We start from the raw sequence: 21,190 nt of genomic DNA on the forward strand, positions 1-21,190 counted from the left end.
GGTCGTTGCGTCAGATGTAGTCTCCGAGCTTGCATCCGAGCAGGCCTACCTCGGGCAGCGCCTTGCGGCCATCAACGACTTCGACCACTTCGAAGTAATCGTCCTCGTTCTGCATGTCGGCCTTCTTCTTGCCGCGCACAATGGGGAAGTTGATGACCCCCTGGTGGTCTTCGGCGCGGAAGGTGACATCGCCGATCGGCCCCTGCCGTACTTCCCCGGCCTCATAGGCCTTGATGACATCAGGCGGATAGAAGGAACCCGCCCGCTCGCACGCATCCGCCCACAAGGCCGTCTGCAGATAAGCGATATAGGCTGAATCGCGCGGCTTGGCCTTGTACTTCTTCTCGAACGCCGCCACGAAGTCCTTGGCAATGGGATACTTGTCCTGCAGCGTCCACCAGAAGCCAGTGGCGGCATAGACGCCTTGCATGATGTCCGCGCCGATTTCCTTTTCCAGGAAGGCCGACATGTAGGGCACCACAATCTGCATCTTTTCCAGCAGCCCAAACTGCTTGGCCTGCTTGATGGAGTTTGCGGCATCCGCGCCGTAGGCGATGACGACCAGCGTATCCGCGCCGCTGTTGGCGATATTGATAAGGAAGGAACTGTAGTCCTTGGCACCCAAAGGGTGAACTTGTTCGCCCACGGTGGTCCAGCCCTCTTTCTCGGTGAACTCCTTCATCGAATCGAAGGTCGTGTGCCCATAGGTGTAGTCAGGCACCAGATAGATGGCCTTGCGGTCCTTGCCCATGTTCTTGGCCAGCACAGGTGCGATGGCTTTGCAGGCGGTGTATGCGAAGTAGCAAAGGCGAAAGCCGTAACGCTGGCAGTCCACGCCCGTGGTTTCGTTTGAGCCGCTGATGGCGGGAAGATAAATGGTGTGCTCGCGGTTGCACACCTTCTGCAAGGCAATGGCCACTGCGCTGCTGGTGCTGCCCGACACCACCATGGCCTTGTTGTCGTGAATAAAACGCGTAGCCGCCTGCACGGCGGTATTGGGCTTGGTTTCCGCATCCGCCACGCCGAACTTGACCGTCTTGCCCAGAATGCCCTTCTTGGTCAGCGGAGAAATCTTCTTGATTTCCGGCGCGCCCGCATTGAGCTGCTCGATCGCCAGTTCGTAGCCCTTCTGCTGGTCGGCGCCTTGCGCCGAATATGGGCCGGTGATATCCAGTGTCAGGCCCATAAAAACCGAATCACCTTCCGTGCCAGCGGGGTAGTTTCCAACCGGCTTCTTTTCATCCGCGGCCATTGCGGATGCGCCATGCATCAGCATGCCGCCGGCCGCCGCGCCGGCAACCCCCATCTTCAACATGGTGCGCCGATCAATGAATGTATCCTGCACCGTGCCTGTTTTCTTGTCTTCCATCCTAATATCTCCTGTTTGTCATGCCTGATTTGAAATCACATGGGAGTACCGATCTGCGCCGATTTAATGTCCCGTCTGCAGGCCTGCGTCCCTGGTTGCCAGGTCGCCAGGTATTTCCTGATATGCTCGGGTGCAATAGAAATACAAATTGAAACTTACGTAAAACTTACGCTTCCTCTTCTGTCAAGGAAAACCCTGCGTGAAAGTCTGGATGGTTTTGCTCAGTCTTGCTGCCATGGCGGCCAGTTGGTGGTGGCACGCCCGGCGCGGCGCCGATGGCCGAGGCAAAGTGACGACCCCGCGCATTCTGCTGCGCAGTGTGGCGGCAGGCGTCGCGACCTATTTCGTATTGATGGCGTGCGCGCTGACCTATCTGCTGGCGACCGGCCGCGTCTGAGAAGAATACGCCTGAGAAAAAGATAAGCTGGGCCTTGTCAGATAGGCCGCTTGCCCGATTTGCATCGGCAAAAAGAAATGTAATATAAATTACAATGTATCAACGTATGCACTTAATTGTAACAATCTTGTCTTTTGCTGTGAAAAGGACATCGATATGAACGTTCTTTTGCGCATCTTCATTCCCCTGGTAATGCTGCTGGCTTGCATGCCGGTGCGAGCCAATTCGCCCCAGACCTGGCCGGTAAGCCCGTCCCGGCTGAGCCTGACCACGCCCTACGGGCGGCTGCATATCGACACCAATGAATATATCTACGAATCGCGCCTGCTGATCGATGATGCGGAGGTGCAGCCGCATGTGCGCGGCATCCTCAATATCACCTACGCATTCAAGCGGCCCGATGCGCTGATCGCCCTGGTATCCATCAATGATGGCAACGGAGACTGCCCCATTTCCTATCGCTGGGTGATATTGAAGAAATCAGGCTATACCCTCTCTCCCTCGTTTGGCTCCTGCTCCGAACGCATTGCCGTAACCGCCAAGGGCCACAAACTGACCATGCGCACCCCCAGTGCCATGAAGCCGGATAAAATCGACGTATACACGTACGACGGCAAGGAAATCCGCCGTACCACGACATCGAACTGATCCGGGACAGCATATTGACGACCGAAAAGAGAGAATGGGGTTTTCTGCATCCTGAATGCCATGGGCGCAATGCGCTTATGTTCTTCAGTTGGGATCTTGCCCGCTGCATCGAAGAGCAGTTTCGCCTGCATGAATCCGCGTCGCTTGAAACGCGTCTTGCCGAAGCGCAGAAGGCAGTCGACCGGCTGCTCAATCAATATGTGCAGATTCAGGCCAATCCTGATGCCTTCGAGGGCCAGAGCATCACCCTGCATCTGGAGCCGGATGAAAACGAACCCGACAAGCCGGTTCTGGCGTTGCATACATCGCCACATCTGGAGCAATTGATCCTGGACGTGCAGTCTGAACAAGGATCTCAAAGCATCAATTGATCCGCGCAGGAGCAGGCATGAGTAGCCATTCAGTCAGGGTCTGGGATCTGCCCACCCGCATTTTTCATTGGGCGCTGGCCGCATGCGTCGCAGGCGCCTACATCAGCGTGAAGGTGGGCGGGCTGTGGATGGACTGGCATGTCCGGTTCGGCCTTGCGGTGTTGGCGCTGCTGATTTTCCGCCTTGTGTGGGGATTTGCCGGGCCGCGCTATGCGCGCTTTGGACAGTTCGTACGCGGTCCTTCCACCGTATTCGCTTACCTGCGCGGCAAAGTGCCTCATACCCTGGGGCACAATCCGCTGGGTGCCTGCTCGGTTATTGCGCTGCTGCTGGTATTGGGGGTGCAAGCGGGCAGCGGCCTGTTTGCAAACGACGACATCATCACGACCGGCCCGCTGGCCTATCTGGACGACACTTGGTCGGCGCGCCTGACGGCGCTGCATAACCTGAACGAATGGCCGATCATCGTGCTGGTCGCGATGCATGTGGCGGCCATCTTCTGGTATCAGTTCCGGCGCAGGCAGAATCTCATCGGCCCGATGGTGACAGGCGATACTATGCTGCGCGACGAGGAAATCGGGGCATTGGATCCGGCGCAGGCACATGCCCGCGACAATCTGTGGCTGCGCCTGGCGGCGCTGGTGCTCTTGCTCGCCATCTCGGCGGGGGTCTGGTGGCTGACGACGCTTGAACCGGTGGGCGACTATTCATTCATGTAGGCCGCCCGCAGCCATGATGAAACCTGCGCCAGGCCTGGAATCTCGCCCGATCTTGCCGGCCTGTGAGTTCGTTTGGCTCATCGCGCGGAATGTTAGAATTCAGGCTGAATTTTCCATCCTGAGCCGCCATGCAAGTCAACCCGCAATCCACATCTCTCAACGCCTTGTCTCCCCTGGACGGCCGCTATGCCGCCAAGTGCCAGCCGCTGCGCCCATTTCTATCGGAAGCGGGCTTCATGGCGCACAGGGTCGAGGTGGAGATCGCATGGCTCATAGGCCTGTCCGAAGCCGGCCTGCCTGAACTCACGCCGTTCTCCGATGCATCCAGAACCGCACTTCAGAATCTGGTGCGCAATTTTTCCGAGGATGATGCTGCGCGCATCAAGGAAATCGAGAGAACCACCAATCACGACGTCAAGGCCGTCGAATACTGGTTGAAGGAACGCGTGGCCGACAATGCCGAGCTGGCCAAGGCGGCGGAATTCATTCACTTTGCCTGTACGTCCGAAGACATCAACAACACGTCGCATGCGCTCATGCTTTCGCGCACACGCTCGGCGTTCATCACCCCAAAAATCGGCGAGCTCAATGACACACTGAAAAACCTGGCACGCCAGTTTGCGCATCAACCCATGCTGTCGCGCACACATGGGCAGCCTGCCAGCCCCACCACACTTGGCAAGGAATTCGCCAACGTGGCCGCCAGACTCGAGCGCGCTTTGGCAGCCATTGAGTCGGTGCAGCCGCTCGCCAAGATGAACGGCGCCACCGGAAACTACAACGCGCATATGTCGGCCTATCCGGAAATCGACTGGCCGGCCTTCAGCCAACGCGTTCTGTCTGGACTCGGCCTGACCCAAAACCCCTACTCCATCCAGATCGAACCGCATGACTGGATGGCCGCACTGTTCGATGCTGTCGCACGCGCCAATACCATTCTGCTGGATCTGAATCGCGACATATGGGGCTACATTTCCCTGGGCTACTTCAAGCAGCGACTGAAAGAAGGAGAAGTCGGCTCCTCCACCATGCCGCACAAGGTCAATCCTATCGACTTCGAAAATTCCGAAGGAAATCTCGGTCTGGCCAACGCCATGCTGCGGCATCTTTCCGAGAAGCTGCCCGTTTCCCGCTGGCAGCGCGATCTCACCGATTCCACGGTACTGCGCAATCTGGGCGTGGCCCTCGGCTACTGCGCGGTGGCCTACGACGCCTGCCTGCGCGGCCTGGCGAAGCTGGAGCTGAATGCCGCCGCTATCGACGCCGATATCGACAGCTGCTGGGAAGTCCTGGCCGAGCCGGTGCAAACCGTCATGCGCCGCTACGGCTTGCCCCAACCCTACGAGCAACTTAAAGCGCTCACCCGCGGCAAGGGCATCACGCAGCAAGCACTATCCGAATTCATCGCCGGATTGGATCTGCCCCAGGAGCCTAAGGCCCGCCTCATGGCCCTGACGCCGCGCAGTTATATCGGTCTGGCTGCAAATCTGGCCAGCGACATCTAGTTTTCCCCGACCCATGCCGTTTTGGCGGCCTGCTTCCCACGACCGACCTTCAGGAGATCACGATGAAAACCAAGCTCGCCCTCCTTGCAGCAACCGCCCTCATCGGCGTTGCCTGTATGCCGGCGCACGCCGAATCGAAAAAAGCCAAGGATGCCCATCAGTACCGGGAGTCCGTCATGCATGTGATGGCCTACCATTTCGGCAGCATGGCGCCAATGGCCAAGAAGGAAATTCCCTTCGACGCGGAAGTCGTCCGCAAAAACGTCGCTGTCCTTGACGTCCTGGCTACACTGCCCTGGAAGGCTTTCGGCCCGGACACCCAGGCAGGCGATGCCAAACCCGAGATATGGAGCGATCCCGAGGGCTTCAAGCAAGCTCAGGAAAAATTCCTGGATGGCATGAAGAAACTGGACGCCGCCGCCGCATCCGGCGACTTTGACGCGTTCCGCGTTGCCTTTGGTACAGTCGGCAAAAGCTGCAAATCCTGTCACGACTCCTATCGCGAGAAGGATGATTGACCTTTGAGGTGGCGCCCTCACACCCGATTGGCGCGATGGAAATTTTTGCGCTAAAATTTCGTTCTTTGCAGCACACGGGCTGTTAGCTCAGTTGGTAGAGCAGCGGACTCTTAATCCGTAGGTCGAGTGTTCGAGCCACTCACAGCCCACCAAGAATTTTCTTGTAGATCAGTACGTTAAGGCCGCTCTCTCAAGCGGCCTTTTCTTTTTTGTCCATTTCTGGGCCTGTCAGTGTCAAGAACTGGCCTTTGCCGGAATTTTGCCGGAACGGAAGAATGCCAACCCAAGCGATCGCTAAACCTATCGCATGGCGTCTTCTGGCATGGCATATATCAGTCAGCGCGACCAGTTGTTAACGATGTCTCGGGATGCACAGCATCAAGCCCCTAAGCAGATAACGCCATCCTGGCCAGGGTGTCCGGCCACCCACTACGTCGCAATGATGAGCGAGGAGCGCCACCCAGCTGGCCGCGCCCTTTTCTCTTTTCCCGATGCATCTTGCGCTAATCGCGCGGCCCGCCGCCGGGGGAATGAGGATGATCACACTTACGTCAGGATATCCGCCCCCTTATGGCCTTCCGCCACGCCTTGTACCAGCAGCACGTCACCTTCGGTATTGGCGGTCCGAAGCGGGCGAATCGCAGCATAGGCATCGGAGTTATACCAGGCCTGTGCCTGCTCCATCGACGGAAATTCGATTACCACCAAATCCCCAGACCAGGCGCCCTCCAGCGGCTGATACGGGCCACCGTGAATCAGATACTTGCCGGAGAACGGCGCCAGCGTCGCATCGATACCCTGCAGATACCCGACCACTTCGTCATTGAATCGTGTTTCCCGAATCACAGCTACAGCATAAGCAGTCATTACTCCCTCCAAGAGATCACAAGCCCATTTTTATATCACGCTTGCACAGCTAGAAGCGGGACAGCGCCACGCGCCAATTAAAAATCAAAGACGAAGTAAAAGTATTAAAGGTCAAGCAAAACGGGGAGACCTCTCGAGATTGGGTGCCATAATCGAGTCAAGCAAAACTGGGGTGCTCTGCATTTATTTCCAACAGAAGGGGTCTCCAGTTCCGCAACAGAATCGCATCATGTCATGGGCGCATCAGGCTGAACGGATGGGCAGGCGCGACGGCTCAACGACTCAATAATGCGGCATTCGTCAATAATGCCGCCATGGCAATTGGACAGCAGGCGTTCCAACTCCCGCTCGAGATCTTGCAAATCATGGATGCGCACCCTTACTTGGTCCAGTTGCGCCGCCACCTTCCCATCAACCCGAGCGCAAGAATCCTCATGAAGCCCCGCCAGCTCCAGCAACTCCCGAATATCGTCGAGACCAAACCCCAACGCCCGACAACGACGAATGAAGAGCAAGCGATTACGGGCCGCTTCGGAATACTTTCTGTAGCCAGAGGCATTGCGGGAAACCATTGGAAGCAAGCCGACTCGCTCGTAGTACCGAATCGTCACCGGTTTCACGCCGGTCGCGCGGGCCAGCTGTCCGATGCTGAAAGCGATCTTGTCCATGGCACTTGACCTTATAGCGGCTATAACCTTCATTGTAATAGGCGTCATATGCTTCAGTGGAGATCGCCGCCATGGATAGTTGCTGTCAGGACAAATCGGCCGAATTGGCCCAGTTGCGTGTGCGGCAGGGCCGGGTACTGTACGCGGTTTTCGCTATCAACGCGGTAATGTTTCTTGTGGAATTCATTGCTGGCTGGCTGGCGCGGTCAACCGCCCTGTTGGGCGACTCGTTGGACATGTTCGGCGATGCCGCCGTCTACGCACTGACTTTATTTGTCCTCCACCGAGGCAAGCGCGCCCGGGCCAGGGCGGCGATGGCCAAGGGAGGGCTTATGCTGATGTTCGGCACTGTGGTTATTGCCGAGGCCATTCGTAAACTGCTCGTACCCGAGGTGCCGGCGGCGGACTGGATGGGTGGAACCGGCGCGCTGGCGCTGCTGGCCAATGGCGTATGCTTCGCGCTGCTTCATCGCCATCGCGCCGACGACCTGAATATGCGGTCGACCTGGATCTGCTCGCGTAACGACTTGCTGGCCAACAGCAGTGTCATTGCTGCTGCCATTCTGGTCGCTTTCACCGACAGCCTATGGCCCGACCTACTTATCGGCGTGGCGATTGCCGTCCTGTTTCTGTATTCAGCCCGCCAGGTGACCAAGGAAGCCTGGTTGGCATTGCGGCCATCCTCGCCAGAGAGCGCATCGCACAGTTGCGATCACGCCTCCAACGGAAAACCCGGCTGCTGAACTGAAGGGGCATAGTCAAACGCAATTTATGCGGTGGCCGCTGCATGCCGAACCGCGCCGCACCTGCCTGTGGCCAGCCAAGCGAGCACCCGCAATTATGTTCTGTTACCAACAAAGCGTTGGATCAAGGAATTTTAAGCATACCGGCCCGGGTCACCAGTCTGCACTGCGCCGCAACCGGGCCGAGGCCGCCTTGTTGAGACGTTTTGCCTCCTCTTCTGCATAGCCCCGTTCGCCGGGCTCATACCGCCCCTCGTACATGCAACTGCTGCGATCCCGTTTGCATGCATTTGCCCGGCCATCGTCGCCATCTGAATCGCCAAGTCCAATCAGAGAACACCCCGAAACAAATGCGGCGGCGAACAGCACGGCGCCCCATCGGCTTAAAGTTTGAATGGACATGCTCGCTGGCCTCAAAAAAGACGGTACAGGCGTTTTTATACCAGACGCATGAAAGAACGATTGCGCCTGCCGTAAATGAAAATGTAAAGCGATGTCTCCAGCACGGATGCAGAGGCCCTGGCAGCGATGATGCAAGTCAGGTCACCAGGCCGCGCACGCGAAATCTGTCCTGGTCCCATTCTCGATCCTGCAGCACTGCCTTCAGGTTCTGCACTGCATGCCATATGTCGCTGTAGCCAAGGTAAAGCGGGGTCACACCGAAACGCATGACCTCGGGCTCCCGGTAGTCGCCGATCACGCCGCGCGCAATAAGCGCCTGCAGCACGGCGTACCCTTGCGGGTGGCGAAAGCTGACATGGCTGCCCCGGTGTTGGTGATCAAGCGGCGTGATCAGCATCATGTCCAGGCCGGCGCACTCCTGCTCCACCAACTGAATGAATAAATCAGTCAATCTCAGCGACTTGCTGCGGATGATCTGCATGTCCGTTTGCCGGAAGATGTCCACACCGCATGCAATCAGGCTCATGGAAACGATGGGCTGCGTCCCGCAAAGAAAACTGCGTATGCCCGTGGCAGGTACGAATTCGGTCGACATATCGAAGGGGCGTGCATGGCCCCACCAGCCAGACAGCGGCTGCCATAGGGCGCCATGATGCCGCGGGTTGGCCCATAGCATGGCCGGCGCGCCCGGCCCACCGTTTAGATACTTGTAGGTGCAGCCGATGGCAAAGTCCGCGTCCGCGGCTTTCAGGTTCATGGGAACAGCGCCTATCGAATGACATAAATCCCAGATAATCAGAGCATCATGCGCATGTACCAATCCAGTGACGGCCTCCATGTCGTACAGGTAGCCTGTTCGATAATTTACATGTGACAGCACCACCACTGCCGTCTGCTCCGTGACTGCTGTTGCCAGATCTCCGGGTTCATCCAACAATTGCAGAGCATAGCCTTGATCAAGGAGTTCGATCAGTCCCTGAATCATGTACAGATCAGTCGGAAAGGCATCGCGCTCCGCCAGGATGATTTTCTTTTCCGGATGGCGGCTATTCTGGATGCGCACCGCATTGGCCAGAACCTTGAACAGATTCAATGAGGCGGTGTCGGTGACGACGATTTCACCCGCCCCGGCACCTACCAAAGGGGCGACATGATCGCCCAGTCGGACGGGGAGTGACCACCACCCTGCCTTGTTCCAACTGTTGATGAGGTCGGCGCCCCATTCCCTGCGGATTACATCCTGGGCGCGACTCATTGCGCTCCGGGGCAAGACCCCCAGGGAGTTTCCATCCAGATAGATGATGCCATCGGGCAAATCAAATTGCTGCCTTAGCGCCGCCAGTTCGTCTGCCTGATCCCAGACTCGACATTGCTCCAGAGTAATCAACATGCCTCCCGCGCATCATTGTTTCCTGAAAATAGTTTAGCATCGGCAATGAGGTGAAGGATTCGATTATTCGATTAAAAATATGGTTTTATTGAATATAATCCCACTAATATTAAATTTATTCGAATAGAATTCGAATCATGCAAATAGATCCCGTCGATCTGAAAATTCTGGCCATCCTGCAGCAGGATGGACGCCTGAGCAATCTGGACCTTGCCGAACGCGTTTCCCTGTCCCCTTCAGCCTGCCATCGGCGCGTGAAACTTCTCGAGGAGCAAGGATTCATCGAAGGCTATGGCGCAGTTCTAAACGCAAAAAAGCTGGGATTCGACATCCAGGCCTATGTCGAATTGAACCTAGGCCAGGTCAGCGATGCCGAACACCGTTACTTCACGCGCGAAATCAGCGCCATGCCCGAAGTCGTTAGTGCCAGCATCGTTACCGGAGAGGCCAATTACATGCTGTACGTGCGTACCCGCAATTTCGAAGAATTTTCGCAATTTATTGTGAACCGTCTGAGCAAGCTCAAGGGGGTGACCAGGATACGTTCACAGCTAGTTCTCAGCGAACTGAAGGCCCACGAGGGACAGGTGCCGGTCTGATTATTTCGCAGTCGGATCGACGTGCGGCCAGACGGCCTTCGCCGAATTACGGTATTTGCAATGTTTGACACCCCTGGCCAAATGACGCATTGCAAAATACCGTCAAAAATGACACTATCCTGTTTCATCCAGACTACTGTGACGAGCGACAGGTGTTCTATTCCGAAAACGTGCCTGGGCTGCTTTATTGCGTTGCCGCGCTTGCCTGGGGATTGCTCTACCTGGTATCCAGAAGATAGGCACACTATGGCATCGCGCCAAACCTGGCGCGGACCAGGGGCGCACTCTACCCTTCAAGCGGCATCCATATTCGCAGATAAACGACAGTTTTGTTAAACAAGGGCAATTCAGCCTTCTTTAGCTGCCGCAGCGCAAGGATCGCGTCGCTATCCTGCTATACTTTTTTCGCCCCCTGAAACTCATCGACCTACTCATGAAACTCATAGGCTCGTTAACCAGCCCTTACGTGCGCAAGGTGCGCGTCGTCATGGCGGAAAAAAAGCTGGATTACGAATTCATACTCGAAAATGTGTGGGCCGACGACACCAGCATCCAGCAGCACAATCCGCTGGGCAAAATTCCCTGTCTGCTCATGGACGATCACGGCAGCCTGTTCGACTCGCGGGTGATCGTCGAGTATCTGGATACGCTGTCACCGGTGGGCCGGCTTATTCCCCAGCCTGGCCGCGACCGTGCCGCCACCAAGTGCTGGGAAGCCATTGCAGACGGCATGCTGGACGCGGCCGTGGCCATCAATATCGAGAACAACCGCCGGGAGCCGCAATTCCGCAGCGAAAAGTGGATAGCTCGCCAGCGGAGCAAGATCGAATCGGCGCTGGAGTCCATGGACAAAAGCCTGGACGATCAGCCATTCTGTATGGGCGTCAATTTCAGCCTGGCTGATGTCGCCGTGGGTTGTGCCCTTGGCTATCTCGATCTTCGCTGCCCTGAGCTCGATTGGCGAGCCGGCTATGGCAATCTGCACAGGCTGAACGAAAAACTGCAGGCCCGGCCCTCTTTCAGCAGCACGGCACCCGCGCAGGCCTGATTCACGCGGCGGGTCGAATAATGCCCAAAGGCGTCAGATGATGATGCCGCCTCCCAGACAGATTTCGCCCTCGTAGAGCACGGCCGACTGCCCCGGAGTAACCGCCCATTGGGCCTGAGGAAATGCGAGCGCACAATGCGCCGCATCCGCCGAGACCAGATCGCACGCCGCATCGGGCTGCCGGTAGCGCGTCTTGGCTGCATAGCGCCCGGCCTGCGGCGCATGACCCGCAACCCAGCTCACATCTTGCGCATTCACTGCCTGGCTGAGCAGCCATGGATGATCGTGACCCTGCACCACATACAGTGTGTTTTCATCCAGATCCTTGCGTGCCGTATACCAGGCGTCGGCCGTGCCATCGTCGCGCTGGCGCCCTTTAACGCCGCCAATACCCAAGCCTTTGCGCTGGCCCAGCGTATAAAACGAAAGCCCTTGATGCTGTCCCACCACGGCGCCTTCCGGCGTCTTGATGGGGCCGGGATGCGTCGGCAAATAGCGGTTCAGGAATTCTCGAAATGGCCGTTCACCGATGAAACAGATACCGGTGGAGTCTTTCTTGGCCGCATTTGGCAAGCCCAGCGACCGGGCAATGCGCCGCACTTCCGTCTTGTGTATTTCACCCAATGGAAATAAAGTGCGGGCCAACTGTTCCTGGTTAAGCCTGTGCAGAAAATAGCTTTGGTCCTTGCTGCCATCCAGCGCTTTGAGCAACTGGTACGTGTGGCGGCCATCAGGGCCCTGCACCTGCCTGACGCGCGCGTAGTGCCCAGTGGCGATATGCTCGGCACCCAAGGACATGGCATGATCCAGAAAAGCCTTGAACTTGATTTCGGCATTGCAAAGCACATCGGGGTTGGGTGTGCGGCCTGCGGAATACTCGCGCAGGAAATCGGCAAACACGCGATCCTTGTACTCGGCCGCAAAATTGACGGCTTCGATGTCAATGCCGATGACATCCGCGACGCTGGCCGCGTCGAGCCAGTCCTGCCGTGTGGAACAGTACTCCGAGTCATCGTCGTCTTCCCAGTTCTTCATGAACAGGCCAAGAACGTCGTAGCCTTGCTCCTTGAGCAGCCAGGCGGTAACGGACGAGTCGACGCCGCCCGACATGCCGACAACGACTCGTCTCTTTGAAATGGTGGTATTGGACATGTCTGTATTGTAATCGGTGGCAAGCCGGGAGCCCGCCGTCAGTGGCGGCCCGTACCGCGCTGGCGGCGCCGCTCAGGCGGCATTGCGCATGCCGCCATCTCCCGCGGAAAGCGCCTCGTCAACCACCTCGATCCAGTGGCGCACAGGCGTTTCGGTGCCGGCCTGCAGATGCGTTATGCAGCCGATGTTGGAAGAAACGATGCAGTCGGGCTGCGTCTCGCCTATGGCCTGCAGTTTGCGTTCGCGCAAGCTGCCCGACAGCGACGGCTGTGTCACTGAGTAAGTCCCCGCCGACCCGCAGCACAGATGGGACTCGTTGAATGGCTGCAGCGCAAAGCCCAGGTCGGTGAGCAGGCGCTCGCTCACCGACCGTAGGCCCTGCCAGTGCTGCAATGTGCATGGCGGATGAAAGGCCACCCGTGCCGGCAGGCTAGCCATTCGCGCGCGTAACTGTTGCGCATGAGGCGCAAGAATCTCCGATACGTCACGCACCTTGTCCACCACACGCAGCGCCTTGGCCGCGTAGTTTGGATCGTGCCGAAGATGATGGGCATACTCGCGCACCATGCCGCCGCAACCGGACGCGTTGATAACAATCGCTTCGACCTGGCCGCTATCCAGCAGCGGTAGCCAGGCATCGATATTGGCCCTCATTTGATCCAATGCCCTGTCCTGCGCATCGAGATGGAACTGGATGGCCCCGCAGCACCCCGCGGCGGGTACATCGCGCGCGCCTATGCCCACGGCATCCAGAACACGCAACGTTGCGGCATCGATACTGGGCAGCATGTCCGGCTGTACGCAGCCGCGCGGCATCAGAACCTGCCGCGCATGACGCCCACCATGGCGAGGCACAGCGCCTGCAGGCCGCCGGGCCGGAATCTTATTGCGCAGCAGCACGGGCAGCATGGGACGCATCAGCCTCCCCAATGCCAGTGCCGGCCCGAACAACCGGGAGGTCAGCAGCGTGCGCAACGCGCCGCGTTGCAGGCGCTGTGCGAGCGGGCGTTCCACGCGCTCATCGACAAGCTTGCGGCCGATATCCACCAACGCGCCATATTCCACCCCCGAAGGACAGGTTGTTTCGCAGTTCCGGCATGTCAAGCAGCGGTCGAGATGCTGTTGCGTGGCGCGCGTGGGTTCTGCACCTTCCAGAACCTGCTTGATGAGATAAATGCGGCCGCGCGGGCTGTCCAGCTCGTCCCCAAGTATCTGATAGGTCGGGCAGGTGGCCAGACAGAATCCGCAATGCACGCAGCGGCGCAGGATTTCCTCCGCATCATTACCTTCGTTCGTGCCGCGCGCCCAGGATGCCAGATTTGTTTGCACGTTATTGCCTCAAAAATCGGGATACAGGCGGCCGGGATTGAAAATGCCGACCGGGTCCAGCTCCTGCTTCAGGCGCCGGGTAATGTTTCTCAATGCGGGGGCCAGGGGATGAAACACGGTTACGCCCGCCGGCCGCTCCTCATAGCGATAGAGCGTGGCGTGGCCGTGATGCCGGGCCACCGCATCACGCAAGCCGCCGTCGCGTGGCCCATTGCCCGGCTGGGCGGCCAGCTTGGCTGGCCCCGCCACCCAACGTAGCCCGCCATTCCACTCCAGCATGGTGTGGCCAAAATCCAGAGCAGGGGTTCTTGGCGGCACCGCAATGCGCCACAGGGGACGGTGCCCGAAGAAGGGCAATGTCTGGTCGCGCAAGGCAGTCCAAAAAGTGGCGGCCTGCGGCGCAGCCAGCACCGTCCCGCCAATCTTACGTGCGGCGGCAGCCACGGCCGGATCACTGCCCGACAGCCGCAGCAGCAAGCATCCCTGCCTCTGGAATGATGGCGCGTCCCCATTTGCGGTATCGCGTTCGGCGTCGGGAGACACTATGCTGGCCAGGTCAGCCTGGCCCAGCCAGCAGCTCGCGCTGATGGGTAAAGGCTGGCTGCGCCATTGGTTGAAGAGATCCAGCGCCTGGGCCTGATCCACCTCCAGCACTTGTGTCTGCTCACCCTGCGGCAAAGGCAGAACCTTGAGCGATACCTCGGTCAGCGCGCCGAAGATACCCATGGAGCCGGCCAACAGGCGCGAAATATCAAAACCTGCCACGTTTTTCATGACCTCGCCGCCAAATGACAGCACCTCGCCCGACGCCTCCAGCAGCTTGGCGCCCTGAACAAAGTCGCGCAACGGCCCCGCCGCCACACGCCGCGGGCCAGACAGACCGCTTGCCACCGCGCCGCCCAGTGTGGATCCGGCGCCAAAGCGAGGCGGTTCGAAGGCCAGCATCTGACCTTCGGCATGCAGTACCGCCTCTATTTCTTCCAAGGTCGTGCCGGCTCGCGCGGTGATCACAAGTTCGGAAGGCTGGTAATTGACAATCCCCTTGTAGCCCGACATGTCCAGTACCGCCGGCCCCTCGGGGTCGGCCGGACAGGGTTCGCCGTAGAAATCCCGGGTGCCCCCTCCTCTTATGTAGACAGGCCGCTCCGCCCCGTGGGCGGTCATGACGTGCTCACATAATTCCGAAAGCATGTATTCCATCTTCAATCCTAGAAACGCGGCAGATCGGGGAAACGCAGTTCGCCGCCATGTACATGCATCTTTCCGTACTCGGCACAGCGCGCGAGCGTCGGCACGACCTTCTCCGGATTCAGGAGACTGTACGGGTCAAAGGCGCGCTTGAAGGCGCTGAAGAAATCCAGCTCGGGGCGGGTGAACTGCACGCACATCTGATTGATCTTCTCTATGCCCACGCCATGCTCGCCGGTAATGGTTCCGCCCACCTGTACACAGAGCTCCAGGATGGCGGCGCCGAATTTCTCGGCGCGCTCGACCTCGTCGGGCTTGTTCGAATCGAACATGATGAGCGGGTGCAGATTGCCGTCGCCGGCATGAAAGACATTGGCGCAGCGCAGGCCGTATTCGTCTTCCATCTCTTCGATGGCGTTGAGCACCCGCGCCAGGTGGCGGCGCGGAATAGTGCCGTCCATGCAATAGTAGTCAGGCGAGATCCGTCCCGCAGCGGGAAAGGCATTCTTGCGGCCCGCCCAGAATGTGAGTCTTTCCTGCTCGCTGGACGATACCTGCAGGCGCGTGGCGCCGGCTTCGCGGAATACCGCCTCCATGCGCTGTATTTCGTGCTCCACTTCTTCTTCCGTGCCGTCTGACTCGCACAGAAGCAAGGCATTGGCCTCAAGATCATAGCCAGCATTGACGAAGGGCTCGACCATATGCACGGCGCGCTTATCCATCATTTCCAGCCCAGCGGGAATGATGCCAGCGCCTATGACGTTGGCGACAGCGTGCCCGGCTGACTCGACGCTGGCAAAACTGGCCATGACGACGCGCGCGCACGCGGGCTTGGGAATGAGCCGCACGGTGGCTTCGGTGACGAAACCCAGCATCCCCTCGGAACCGATGAAGGCGGCCAGCAGCTCCAGCCCCGGACTGTCAGGCGCCTCGGAACCCAGCTCCAACACCTCTCCGTCAATCGTAATCACGCGCGCGCGCAATATGTTGTGCACCGTCAGCCCGTACTTCAGGCAGTGAACGCCGCCGGAGTTCTCGGCGATGTTCCCGCCGATGGTACAGGCGATCTGGCTGGAGGGATCCGGTGCATAGTACAGACCGAAAGGGGCCGCCGCTTCGGAAATGGCGAGGTTGCGCACGCCCGGCTGCACGACGGCGCTTGCCGAAGCCGGATCTATGCTGAGAATGCGGTTCAGCTTGCTCAAGCCCAAAATAATGCCTTGGGCGTGCGGCATGGCTCCGCCGGAGAGCCCTGTACCCGCCCCGCGCGCCACAATGGGAATGTTGAGCACCTTGCAGGCCGTGACAACAGCAATGAGCTGGGCTTCGTTTTCGGGCAGGATGACTACCGGCGGGAGCGTACGGTAAAGCGACAGGCCGTCGCACTCGTAGGCACGCGTGTCCTCGACCCGGGACAGTATGCAGTGCTGGGGCAGCTTGCCCGCAAGACGCGCCAGCAGTCCGGGAAAGTCGGGGGTCTGCTGGTACGCTGGGCTGATCAGGGTATCAGTCATTGTCTCTCGTTATGCGCTCATGTCGCGCCTCCGCCCGCAACCGTCGCATGAGGTTGGCTCGGGCGACAGGCGTTCCGGCTGGTGGGTCTACGCCCGCGGAATCATCTTGCCGGGATTAAGGATGTCATGCGGATCGAACGCCCGCTTCAGGGAAGTCATTAGGTCCAACGCATCCTGGCCGTGCTCGGCCAGCATGAATTCCATCTTGTGCATGCCCACCCCATGCTCGCCAGTGCAGGTGCCCTCCATTTCGATGGCACGCTGCACCAGCCTTTTGTTCAGTCGCTCGGACTCTTCCCACTCCTGCTGGCTGTCGGGATCGAGTAGCATGAGCACATGGAAGTTTCCGTCTCCCACGTGGCCGACGACGGTATAGGGAAAGCTGGCGTTGTCCAGGTCTGCCGCAGTCGCTGAAACACAGTCCGCCAGGCGGGAAATAGGCACGCAGACATCGGTGGTGCTGGCTCGGCAGCCCGGGCGAAGTTGCAGGCCGGCAAAATAGGCATTGTGCCGGGCAGTCCAGAGGCGGCTGCGATCCTCGGGGCGTTCGGCCCAGTCGAAATCCATACCGCCATTGCCGCGGGCAATTTCCTGCACCACCTCGGCCTGCTCTCGTACTCCCGAAGGCGTACCATGAAATTCGAACAGCAGCAGCGGCGTCTCTTTCAGTTCGAGCTTGCTGTAAGCGTTGGTGGCCTTGACTGCCCAGGCATCCATGAACTCGACCCGCGCCACCGGCACGCCCATCTGAATGATCTCGATAACGCTTTGCACAGCCGCATCCAGCGACGGAAAATTGCAGATCGCGGCCGAAAGCGCCTCGGGCTGAGGATAGAGGCGCACGGTCACCTCGGTAATGATGCCCAGGGTGCCTTCGCTTCCGACAAAAATTCGAGTCAGGTCGTAGCCCGCCGACGATTTGCGGGCCCGGTTCGCGGTTTCAATGATGCGCCCGTCGGCGGTCACGACTTTGAGCGACATGACGTTTTCGCGCATGGTGCCGTAACGCACGGCATTGGTGCCCGAGGCGCGCGTGGCCGCCATGCCGCCAAGGCTGGCATCCGCGCCGGGATCTATGGGGAAAAACAGGCCGGTGTCGCGGATTGACTCGTTTAGCTGCTTGCGGGTGACACCCGCCTGCACGGTGACGGTGAAGTCCTCCGCGTGCAGCGCCACAATATGGTTCAGGCCCGACAAGTCCAGGCTGATGCCCCCATGCAGCGCAAGCAAATGGCCCTCAAGCGACGAGCCAGCCCCATAGGGAATCAGCGGCACGCGGTATTCGTGGCAATGGCGCGCCACCCAGGCGACATCCTCGGTGCTTTGCGCAAACACGACACCGTCCGGCAGCATGGGCGGATAGGGAGACTCGTCGCGCCCGTGATGTTCGCGCACCGCCTCAGCAGTTGAAAACCGGTCTCCGAATCGCTCGGACAACGCCTGCAGAAACCCCGCGGGTATGTCTCGACGCAACCCTTGCGCCTGGGCTGGGGCATTCATGGTAACTGGACCTCCTTGTGTCAGGGCGGGCGCCCCCCATGATCATAGCGCCAAAGACGATTTTCATGCAGCCTGGCTGTGCGCCGGCGAGGATTGCGCCTGCCGGCGTGCTCGCACCGCCTCTGCCAGGCGATCAAGCACCTGCACGGTGGTGTCCCAGTCTATGCAGCCGTCGGTAATGCTCTGGCCATATACCAGAGGCTTGCCCGCAACCAGATCCTGCCGCCCCGCAACGAGATGGCTTTCGATCATGACGCCACAGACCGAGACGCTGCCGGATTCAAGCTGGCCCGCGATGTCGTCGATGACGCGCGGCTGATTGCGATAGTCTTTGTTGCTGTTCGCATGGCTGGCGTCAATCATGACACGGTTGCCCAACCCAGCCTGCGCCAGGGTCTCGCAGGCGGACCCGACGCTGGCCGCATCGTAATTGGGCTGCTTGCCGCCGCGTAGAATAACGTGGCAATCATTATTGCCCACAGTGGAAACAATGGCCGAATGACCGCCCTTGGTCACCGACAGGAAATGGTGCGGCTGGGAAGCGGCCTTGATGGCATCAATGGCAATGCGCGTATTGCCGTCTGTGCCATTCTTGAACCCCACGGGGCAAGAAAGGCCGGAGGCAAGCTCGCGGTGCACCTGGCTTTCGGTGGTGCGCGCTCCTATGGCGCCCCACGATACCAGGTCGGCAATATATTGGGGCGTAATCATGTCAAGGAACTCGCAGCCGGCTGGAAGCCCCAAGGCATTGATGTCAATGAGCAATTCGCGTGCTGTGCGCAGCCCCTGGTTGATGTTGAAGCTGCCGTCCAGACCCGGATCGTTGATCAGGCCTTTCCAGCCCACGGTCGTGCGGGGTTTTTCGAAATACACCCGCATGATGATTTCCAATTCGCCCCGCAGCCGGCTGCGCTCGTTGGCGAGACGACGGGCGTACTCGAGGCCGGCCTCCGGATTATGGATGGAACACGGGCCCACGACGACCACCAGGCGGTCGTCTTCGCCATGCAAAATGCGGTGTGCCGCACGACGGGCATCGTAGACCGTCGAGGAAATGGCAGTGGTGCAGGGAAATTCGCGCATGACATGGGCAGGCGGGCTGAGTTCCTTGATTTCGCGGATTCTTAGATCGTCAGTATTGTGCGACACGGTTCAACTCCAGGGTGTTTGCCAGCCAGTATGCGGAACAAAAAAGCCGCCTAGCGAAGCTGGCGGCTTTTTGGGAATTTGATGATTTTTTACTGCGTACAGCGCTTCCCTTCCTCCACCAGCGGTTTTGGAAAAGCAAAATAAAAGAAAAAAAACGAAATGGCGCGGTACATAGTCGATAATCCTAGCACAGAGACCCCGCTTTGCCAAGCCCGGCGCACAGCGGGCTTGGCCCTCATGACGCTTGGCATGCCCCTTGCTGCCGGCGCAGCATTGCGGCGCGATGCAGGCACGCCGATCCGGCCTGTTTTCCACAAAGCAAATATGTCGCACGATAATCATGCGCTATCAATTGATTTGAACTCAAATAATTATGTAGTGTATGATTTTCTTCGAGACTATTGCACAAGAAGGGGCTGGTCGCCGGCCCGTGCAGCGAGCTTTCGCATCGAAACAACGATAAGGACGACATCTATGCTCAATATCCGCCGAACCACATTCATCGCCCTGGCAGCATTGCTCACGGGCGGCGTGGCTGCGCAGGCAAGTGCCGCCAGCCTGAAGGAAATCAAGGACAACGGTACCATCCGCATCGCCGTCGCCAACGAAATACCCTATGGCTACATGGATATGAACGGCCAGGCAAAGGGCGCCGGCCCCGACGTTGCCAAACACATCATGGAGCAGCTGGGCATCAAGAACATCAAATGGGTCACTACGAATTTCGGCTCCCTCATTCCGGGGTTGCGGGCCAATCGCTTTGACATGGTGGCTGCCGAGATGGCCATTCTTCCCCAGCGCTGCAAGGAAGTTCTTTTTTCCGAGCCCAACAGCTCGTATGGTGAAGGCCTGCTGGTAGCCAAAGGCAATCCCGACGGCCTGCATTCCTATGACGCATTTGCCAAGAACGACAAGAAAATCGCCATCATGGCAGGTGCGGACCAACTGGAAATGCTGCAGAAACTGGGCGTGCCCGGCGACCGCATGGTCACCATCTCGAGCAATGCGGACGCTATTTCAACCGTATCCACCGGCCGCGCGGCGGGCTATGCCGCCACCAGCCTGACAGTGGCCCAATTGGCGGCAAAGAGCGACAAGGTCGAGGCCGCAGCCGAATTCGAGGATCCCGTCGTGGATGGCAAGCCCGTGCGCAGTTGGGGCGGCTTCACATTCAGCCAGGATTCCGGGGCGCTGCGCGACGCTGTCAATGCCGAACTCGCCAAATTCAAGAAGACGCCCGAGTGGCAGAAGATACTGACCGGCTACGGCTTCAGCGAGCACGACGCCAAGGCTTCGTTCGACCAATCCACCAAGCAGCTCTGCACGGCCGAGTAATCTCGTCCGCCATGGACGCATCCAGGCACCCCATCGCGCGGCCAGCCTTGCCGGCCGCGAAGTGGGGTGCGCGTCTTCCATTTGCTTGAAACCAGGAAACAACCCTGATGGAATGGATCAGCTACCTGAATCCCCTGTTGCAGGGGGCATGGGTGACCGTGGAGCTGACGGTGTACTCAACCATCCTGGGCGCCATTGCCTCGTTTGCCTTCGGCATAGGCAAGCTGTCCCGCAACTGGCTGATCAAGGCGATCTCCGTATGCTTTATTGAAGTGTTCCGGGGTACCTCGCTACTGGTCCAGCTCTTCTGGCTGTATTTTGCCCTGCCCATTCTTGGGCAGAAAATCGGCGTGGACCTGCGCCTGGACCCGGTGATGGCCGGCACGCTGGCGCTGGGCCTGAACATTGGCGCCTACGGCGCGGAAGTCGTGCGCGGCGCCATCCAGGCCGTGCCCGGCTCCCAGCACGAGGCGGCCAAGGCGCTGGACTTCACGCCCAGACAGGTACTGTGGCGGATCGCGCTGCCGCAAGCCATCCCGGAAATGATGCCCAGCTTCGGCAACCTTGCCGTGCAGAATCTGAAGGATACGGCGCTGGTGTCGCTGATCAGCCTGGGCGACATGGCTTTCCGCGCGGAACAGATTCGCAACTTCACCCAGGACAGCATCGGTGTGTACACGCTGCTGTTGTTCATGTACTTCGGCATGGCCCTGGTGCTGACGGGCGTCATGAAGCTGCTGGAGCGCTCCGTCGGGCGCTGGCGCGTGGGGAGGACCTGA

General features: G+C 59.1%; 22 protein-coding genes and 1 tRNA gene. 12 read left to right on the top strand and 11 right to left on the bottom strand.

What is annotated here, in order from left to right; all coding sequences use genetic code 11:
* Positions 1-10 precede the first annotated feature (10 nt).
* Positions 11-1,369, bottom strand: coding sequence for a substrate-binding protein (locus ERD78_RS09385; RefSeq protein ID WP_129968989.1), 1,359 nt, complete (start codon positions 1,367-1,369; stop codon positions 11-13).
* A 199-nt stretch (positions 1,370-1,568) separates the two neighbouring features.
* Between ERD78_RS09385 and ERD78_RS09390 the strand changes: the two genes are divergently transcribed.
* The 7 genes from ERD78_RS09390 (at position 1,569) to ERD78_RS09420 (ending at position 5,679) form a co-directional block, all read left to right on the top strand.
* Complete coding sequence (locus tag ERD78_RS09390) at positions 1,569-1,766, top strand: hypothetical protein (protein WP_129968990.1); 198 nt, start codon at positions 1,569-1,571, stop codon at positions 1,764-1,766.
* A gap of 156 nt (positions 1,767-1,922) precedes the next feature.
* Positions 1,923-2,414 carry a hypothetical protein gene (locus ERD78_RS09395; RefSeq protein ID WP_129968991.1) on the top strand — a complete coding sequence of 164 codons (492 nt, stop codon included), beginning with the start codon at positions 1,923-1,925 and terminating at the stop codon, positions 2,412-2,414.
* Positions 2,415-2,428: 14 nt separating this feature from the next.
* Positions 2,429-2,785 (top strand): hypothetical protein, encoded by a 357-nt coding sequence (locus ERD78_RS09400; RefSeq protein ID WP_218940809.1) that lies wholly within the window; start codon positions 2,429-2,431, stop codon positions 2,783-2,785.
* A gap of 17 nt (positions 2,786-2,802) precedes the next feature.
* On the top strand, positions 2,803-3,504 hold the full coding sequence (locus ERD78_RS09405; RefSeq protein WP_129968993.1) for a cytochrome b/b6 domain-containing protein: 702 nt from the start codon (positions 2,803-2,805) through the stop codon (positions 3,502-3,504).
* Positions 3,505-3,632: 128 nt separating this feature from the next.
* Entirely contained in the window at positions 3,633-5,009 is a 1,377-nt protein-coding gene (gene purB, locus ERD78_RS09410; RefSeq protein WP_129968994.1) for an adenylosuccinate lyase, read from the top strand.
* Positions 5,010-5,071: 62 nt separating this feature from the next.
* Complete coding sequence (locus tag ERD78_RS09415; protein WP_129968995.1) at positions 5,072-5,527, top strand: c-type cytochrome; 456 nt, start codon at positions 5,072-5,074, stop codon at positions 5,525-5,527.
* A 76-nt stretch (positions 5,528-5,603) separates the two neighbouring features.
* Positions 5,604-5,679 (top strand) — tRNA-Lys (locus tag ERD78_RS09420).
* A gap of 394 nt (positions 5,680-6,073) precedes the next feature.
* Here the strand turns inward: ERD78_RS09420 and ERD78_RS09425 are convergent.
* Positions 6,074-6,394: a DUF1330 domain-containing protein gene (locus ERD78_RS09425; protein ID WP_129968996.1), complete on the bottom strand. Its 321-nt coding sequence runs from the start codon at positions 6,392-6,394 to the stop codon at positions 6,074-6,076.
* 227 nt (positions 6,395-6,621) lie between these two features.
* A complete protein-coding gene (locus ERD78_RS09430; protein WP_129968997.1) occupies positions 6,622-7,062 on the bottom strand; it encodes a MerR family transcriptional regulator in 441 nt (146 codons plus the stop codon).
* Positions 7,063-7,133: 71 nt separating this feature from the next.
* Between ERD78_RS09430 and ERD78_RS09435 the strand changes: the two genes are divergently transcribed.
* Positions 7,134-7,805 (top strand): cation diffusion facilitator family transporter, encoded by a 672-nt coding sequence (locus ERD78_RS09435; protein ID WP_129968998.1) that lies wholly within the window; start codon positions 7,134-7,136, stop codon positions 7,803-7,805.
* Between the two features lie 538 nt (positions 7,806-8,343).
* Here the strand turns inward: ERD78_RS09435 and kynU are convergent.
* Entirely contained in the window at positions 8,344-9,594 is a 1,251-nt protein-coding gene (gene kynU / locus ERD78_RS09445) for a kynureninase (RefSeq protein WP_129969128.1), read from the bottom strand.
* 140 nt (positions 9,595-9,734) lie between these two features.
* Here kynU and ERD78_RS09450 point away from each other — a divergent pair, with 140 nt between their 5' ends.
* The gene (locus ERD78_RS09450) at positions 9,735-10,196 is read left to right on the top strand and encodes an Lrp/AsnC family transcriptional regulator (RefSeq protein WP_129968999.1); all 462 of its coding nucleotides are present in this window, start codon (positions 9,735-9,737) and stop codon (positions 10,194-10,196) included.
* Positions 10,197-10,629: 433 nt separating this feature from the next.
* Complete coding sequence (locus ERD78_RS09455; protein WP_129969000.1) at positions 10,630-11,244, top strand: glutathione S-transferase N-terminal domain-containing protein; 615 nt, start codon at positions 10,630-10,632, stop codon at positions 11,242-11,244.
* Between the two features lie 33 nt (positions 11,245-11,277).
* On the opposite strand, the gene mnmA is transcribed toward ERD78_RS09455, so the two are convergent.
* The 7 genes from mnmA to ERD78_RS09490 form a co-directional block, all read right to left on the bottom strand.
* Positions 11,278-12,396: a tRNA 2-thiouridine(34) synthase MnmA gene (gene mnmA / locus ERD78_RS09460; RefSeq protein ID WP_129969001.1), complete on the bottom strand. Its 1,119-nt coding sequence runs from the start codon at positions 12,394-12,396 to the stop codon at positions 11,278-11,280.
* Positions 12,397-12,468: 72 nt separating this feature from the next.
* Positions 12,469-13,725, bottom strand: a complete 1,257-nt coding sequence (gene glcF / locus ERD78_RS09465) for a glycolate oxidase subunit GlcF (RefSeq protein ID WP_129969002.1) — start codon at positions 13,723-13,725, stop codon at positions 12,469-12,471.
* A gap of 9 nt (positions 13,726-13,734) precedes the next feature.
* Entirely contained in the window at positions 13,735-14,925 is a 1,191-nt protein-coding gene (gene glcE, locus ERD78_RS09470) for a glycolate oxidase subunit GlcE (RefSeq protein WP_129969003.1), read from the bottom strand.
* An 8-nt stretch (positions 14,926-14,933) separates the two neighbouring features.
* A complete protein-coding gene (locus ERD78_RS09475) occupies positions 14,934-16,427 on the bottom strand; it encodes an FAD-linked oxidase C-terminal domain-containing protein (protein ID WP_129969004.1) in 1,494 nt (497 codons plus the stop codon).
* An 87-nt stretch (positions 16,428-16,514) separates the two neighbouring features.
* Positions 16,515-17,927: an FAD-binding oxidoreductase gene (locus tag ERD78_RS09480; RefSeq protein ID WP_129969005.1), complete on the bottom strand. Its 1,413-nt coding sequence runs from the start codon at positions 17,925-17,927 to the stop codon at positions 16,515-16,517.
* Between the two features lie 63 nt (positions 17,928-17,990).
* A complete protein-coding gene (gene aroG, locus ERD78_RS09485) occupies positions 17,991-19,076 on the bottom strand; it encodes a 3-deoxy-7-phosphoheptulonate synthase AroG (RefSeq protein WP_129969006.1) in 1,086 nt (361 codons plus the stop codon).
* 3 nt (positions 19,077-19,079) lie between these two features.
* On the bottom strand, positions 19,080-19,418 hold the full coding sequence (locus ERD78_RS09490) for a hypothetical protein (protein WP_129969007.1): 339 nt from the start codon (positions 19,416-19,418) through the stop codon (positions 19,080-19,082).
* Between the two features lie 132 nt (positions 19,419-19,550).
* Between ERD78_RS09490 and ehuB the strand changes: the two genes are divergently transcribed.
* Positions 19,551-20,411 carry an ectoine/hydroxyectoine ABC transporter substrate-binding protein EhuB gene (gene ehuB / locus ERD78_RS09495; RefSeq protein WP_129969008.1) on the top strand — a complete coding sequence of 287 codons (861 nt, stop codon included), beginning with the start codon at positions 19,551-19,553 and terminating at the stop codon, positions 20,409-20,411.
* 107 nt (positions 20,412-20,518) lie between these two features.
* A complete protein-coding gene (ehuC, locus tag ERD78_RS09500; RefSeq protein ID WP_129969009.1) occupies positions 20,519-21,190 on the top strand; it encodes an ectoine/hydroxyectoine ABC transporter permease subunit EhuC in 672 nt (223 codons plus the stop codon).

Source organism: Allopusillimonas soli (assembly GCF_004153445.1).
In the GTDB taxonomy this organism is placed as follows: domain Bacteria; phylum Pseudomonadota; class Gammaproteobacteria; order Burkholderiales; family Burkholderiaceae_B; genus Allopusillimonas; species Allopusillimonas soli.

What these genes read in the sequence shown, in the direction of transcription:
- ERD78_RS09490 (WP_129969007.1), bottom strand. Translation starts at nt 19,418, where the DNA reads ATGATTATCGTGCGACATATTTGCTTTGTGGAAAACAGGCCGGATCGG.
- ehuC (WP_129969009.1), top strand. Translation starts at nt 20,519, where the DNA reads ATGGAATGGATCAGCTACCTGAATCCCCTGTTGCAGGGGGCATGGGTG.
- ERD78_RS09435 (WP_129968998.1), top strand. Translation starts at nt 7,134, where the DNA reads ATGGATAGTTGCTGTCAGGACAAATCGGCCGAATTGGCCCAGTTGCGT.
- ERD78_RS09395 (WP_129968991.1), top strand. Translation starts at nt 1,923, where the DNA reads ATGAACGTTCTTTTGCGCATCTTCATTCCCCTGGTAATGCTGCTGGCT.
- ERD78_RS09425 (WP_129968996.1), bottom strand. Translation starts at nt 6,394, where the DNA reads ATGACTGCTTATGCTGTAGCTGTGATTCGGGAAACACGATTCAATGAC.
- mnmA (WP_129969001.1), bottom strand. Translation starts at nt 12,396, where the DNA reads ATGTCCAATACCACCATTTCAAAGAGACGAGTCGTTGTCGGCATGTCG.
- ERD78_RS09430 (WP_129968997.1), bottom strand. Translation starts at nt 7,062, where the DNA reads ATGGACAAGATCGCTTTCAGCATCGGACAGCTGGCCCGCGCGACCGGC.
- ERD78_RS09475 (WP_129969004.1), bottom strand. Translation starts at nt 16,427, where the DNA reads ATGACTGATACCCTGATCAGCCCAGCGTACCAGCAGACCCCCGACTTT.
- ehuB (WP_129969008.1), top strand. Translation starts at nt 19,551, where the DNA reads ATGCTCAATATCCGCCGAACCACATTCATCGCCCTGGCAGCATTGCTC.
- ERD78_RS09415 (WP_129968995.1), top strand. Translation starts at nt 5,072, where the DNA reads ATGAAAACCAAGCTCGCCCTCCTTGCAGCAACCGCCCTCATCGGCGTT.
- ERD78_RS09450 (WP_129968999.1), top strand. Translation starts at nt 9,735, where the DNA reads ATGCAAATAGATCCCGTCGATCTGAAAATTCTGGCCATCCTGCAGCAG.
- ERD78_RS09385 (WP_129968989.1), bottom strand. Translation starts at nt 1,369, where the DNA reads ATGGAAGACAAGAAAACAGGCACGGTGCAGGATACATTCATTGATCGG.
- purB (WP_129968994.1), top strand. Translation starts at nt 3,633, where the DNA reads ATGCAAGTCAACCCGCAATCCACATCTCTCAACGCCTTGTCTCCCCTG.
- ERD78_RS09405 (WP_129968993.1), top strand. Translation starts at nt 2,803, where the DNA reads ATGAGTAGCCATTCAGTCAGGGTCTGGGATCTGCCCACCCGCATTTTT.
- ERD78_RS09455 (WP_129969000.1), top strand. Translation starts at nt 10,630, where the DNA reads ATGAAACTCATAGGCTCGTTAACCAGCCCTTACGTGCGCAAGGTGCGC.
- glcE (WP_129969003.1), bottom strand. Translation starts at nt 14,925, where the DNA reads ATGGAATACATGCTTTCGGAATTATGTGAGCACGTCATGACCGCCCAC.
- ERD78_RS09480 (WP_129969005.1), bottom strand. Translation starts at nt 17,927, where the DNA reads ATGAATGCCCCAGCCCAGGCGCAAGGGTTGCGTCGAGACATACCCGCG.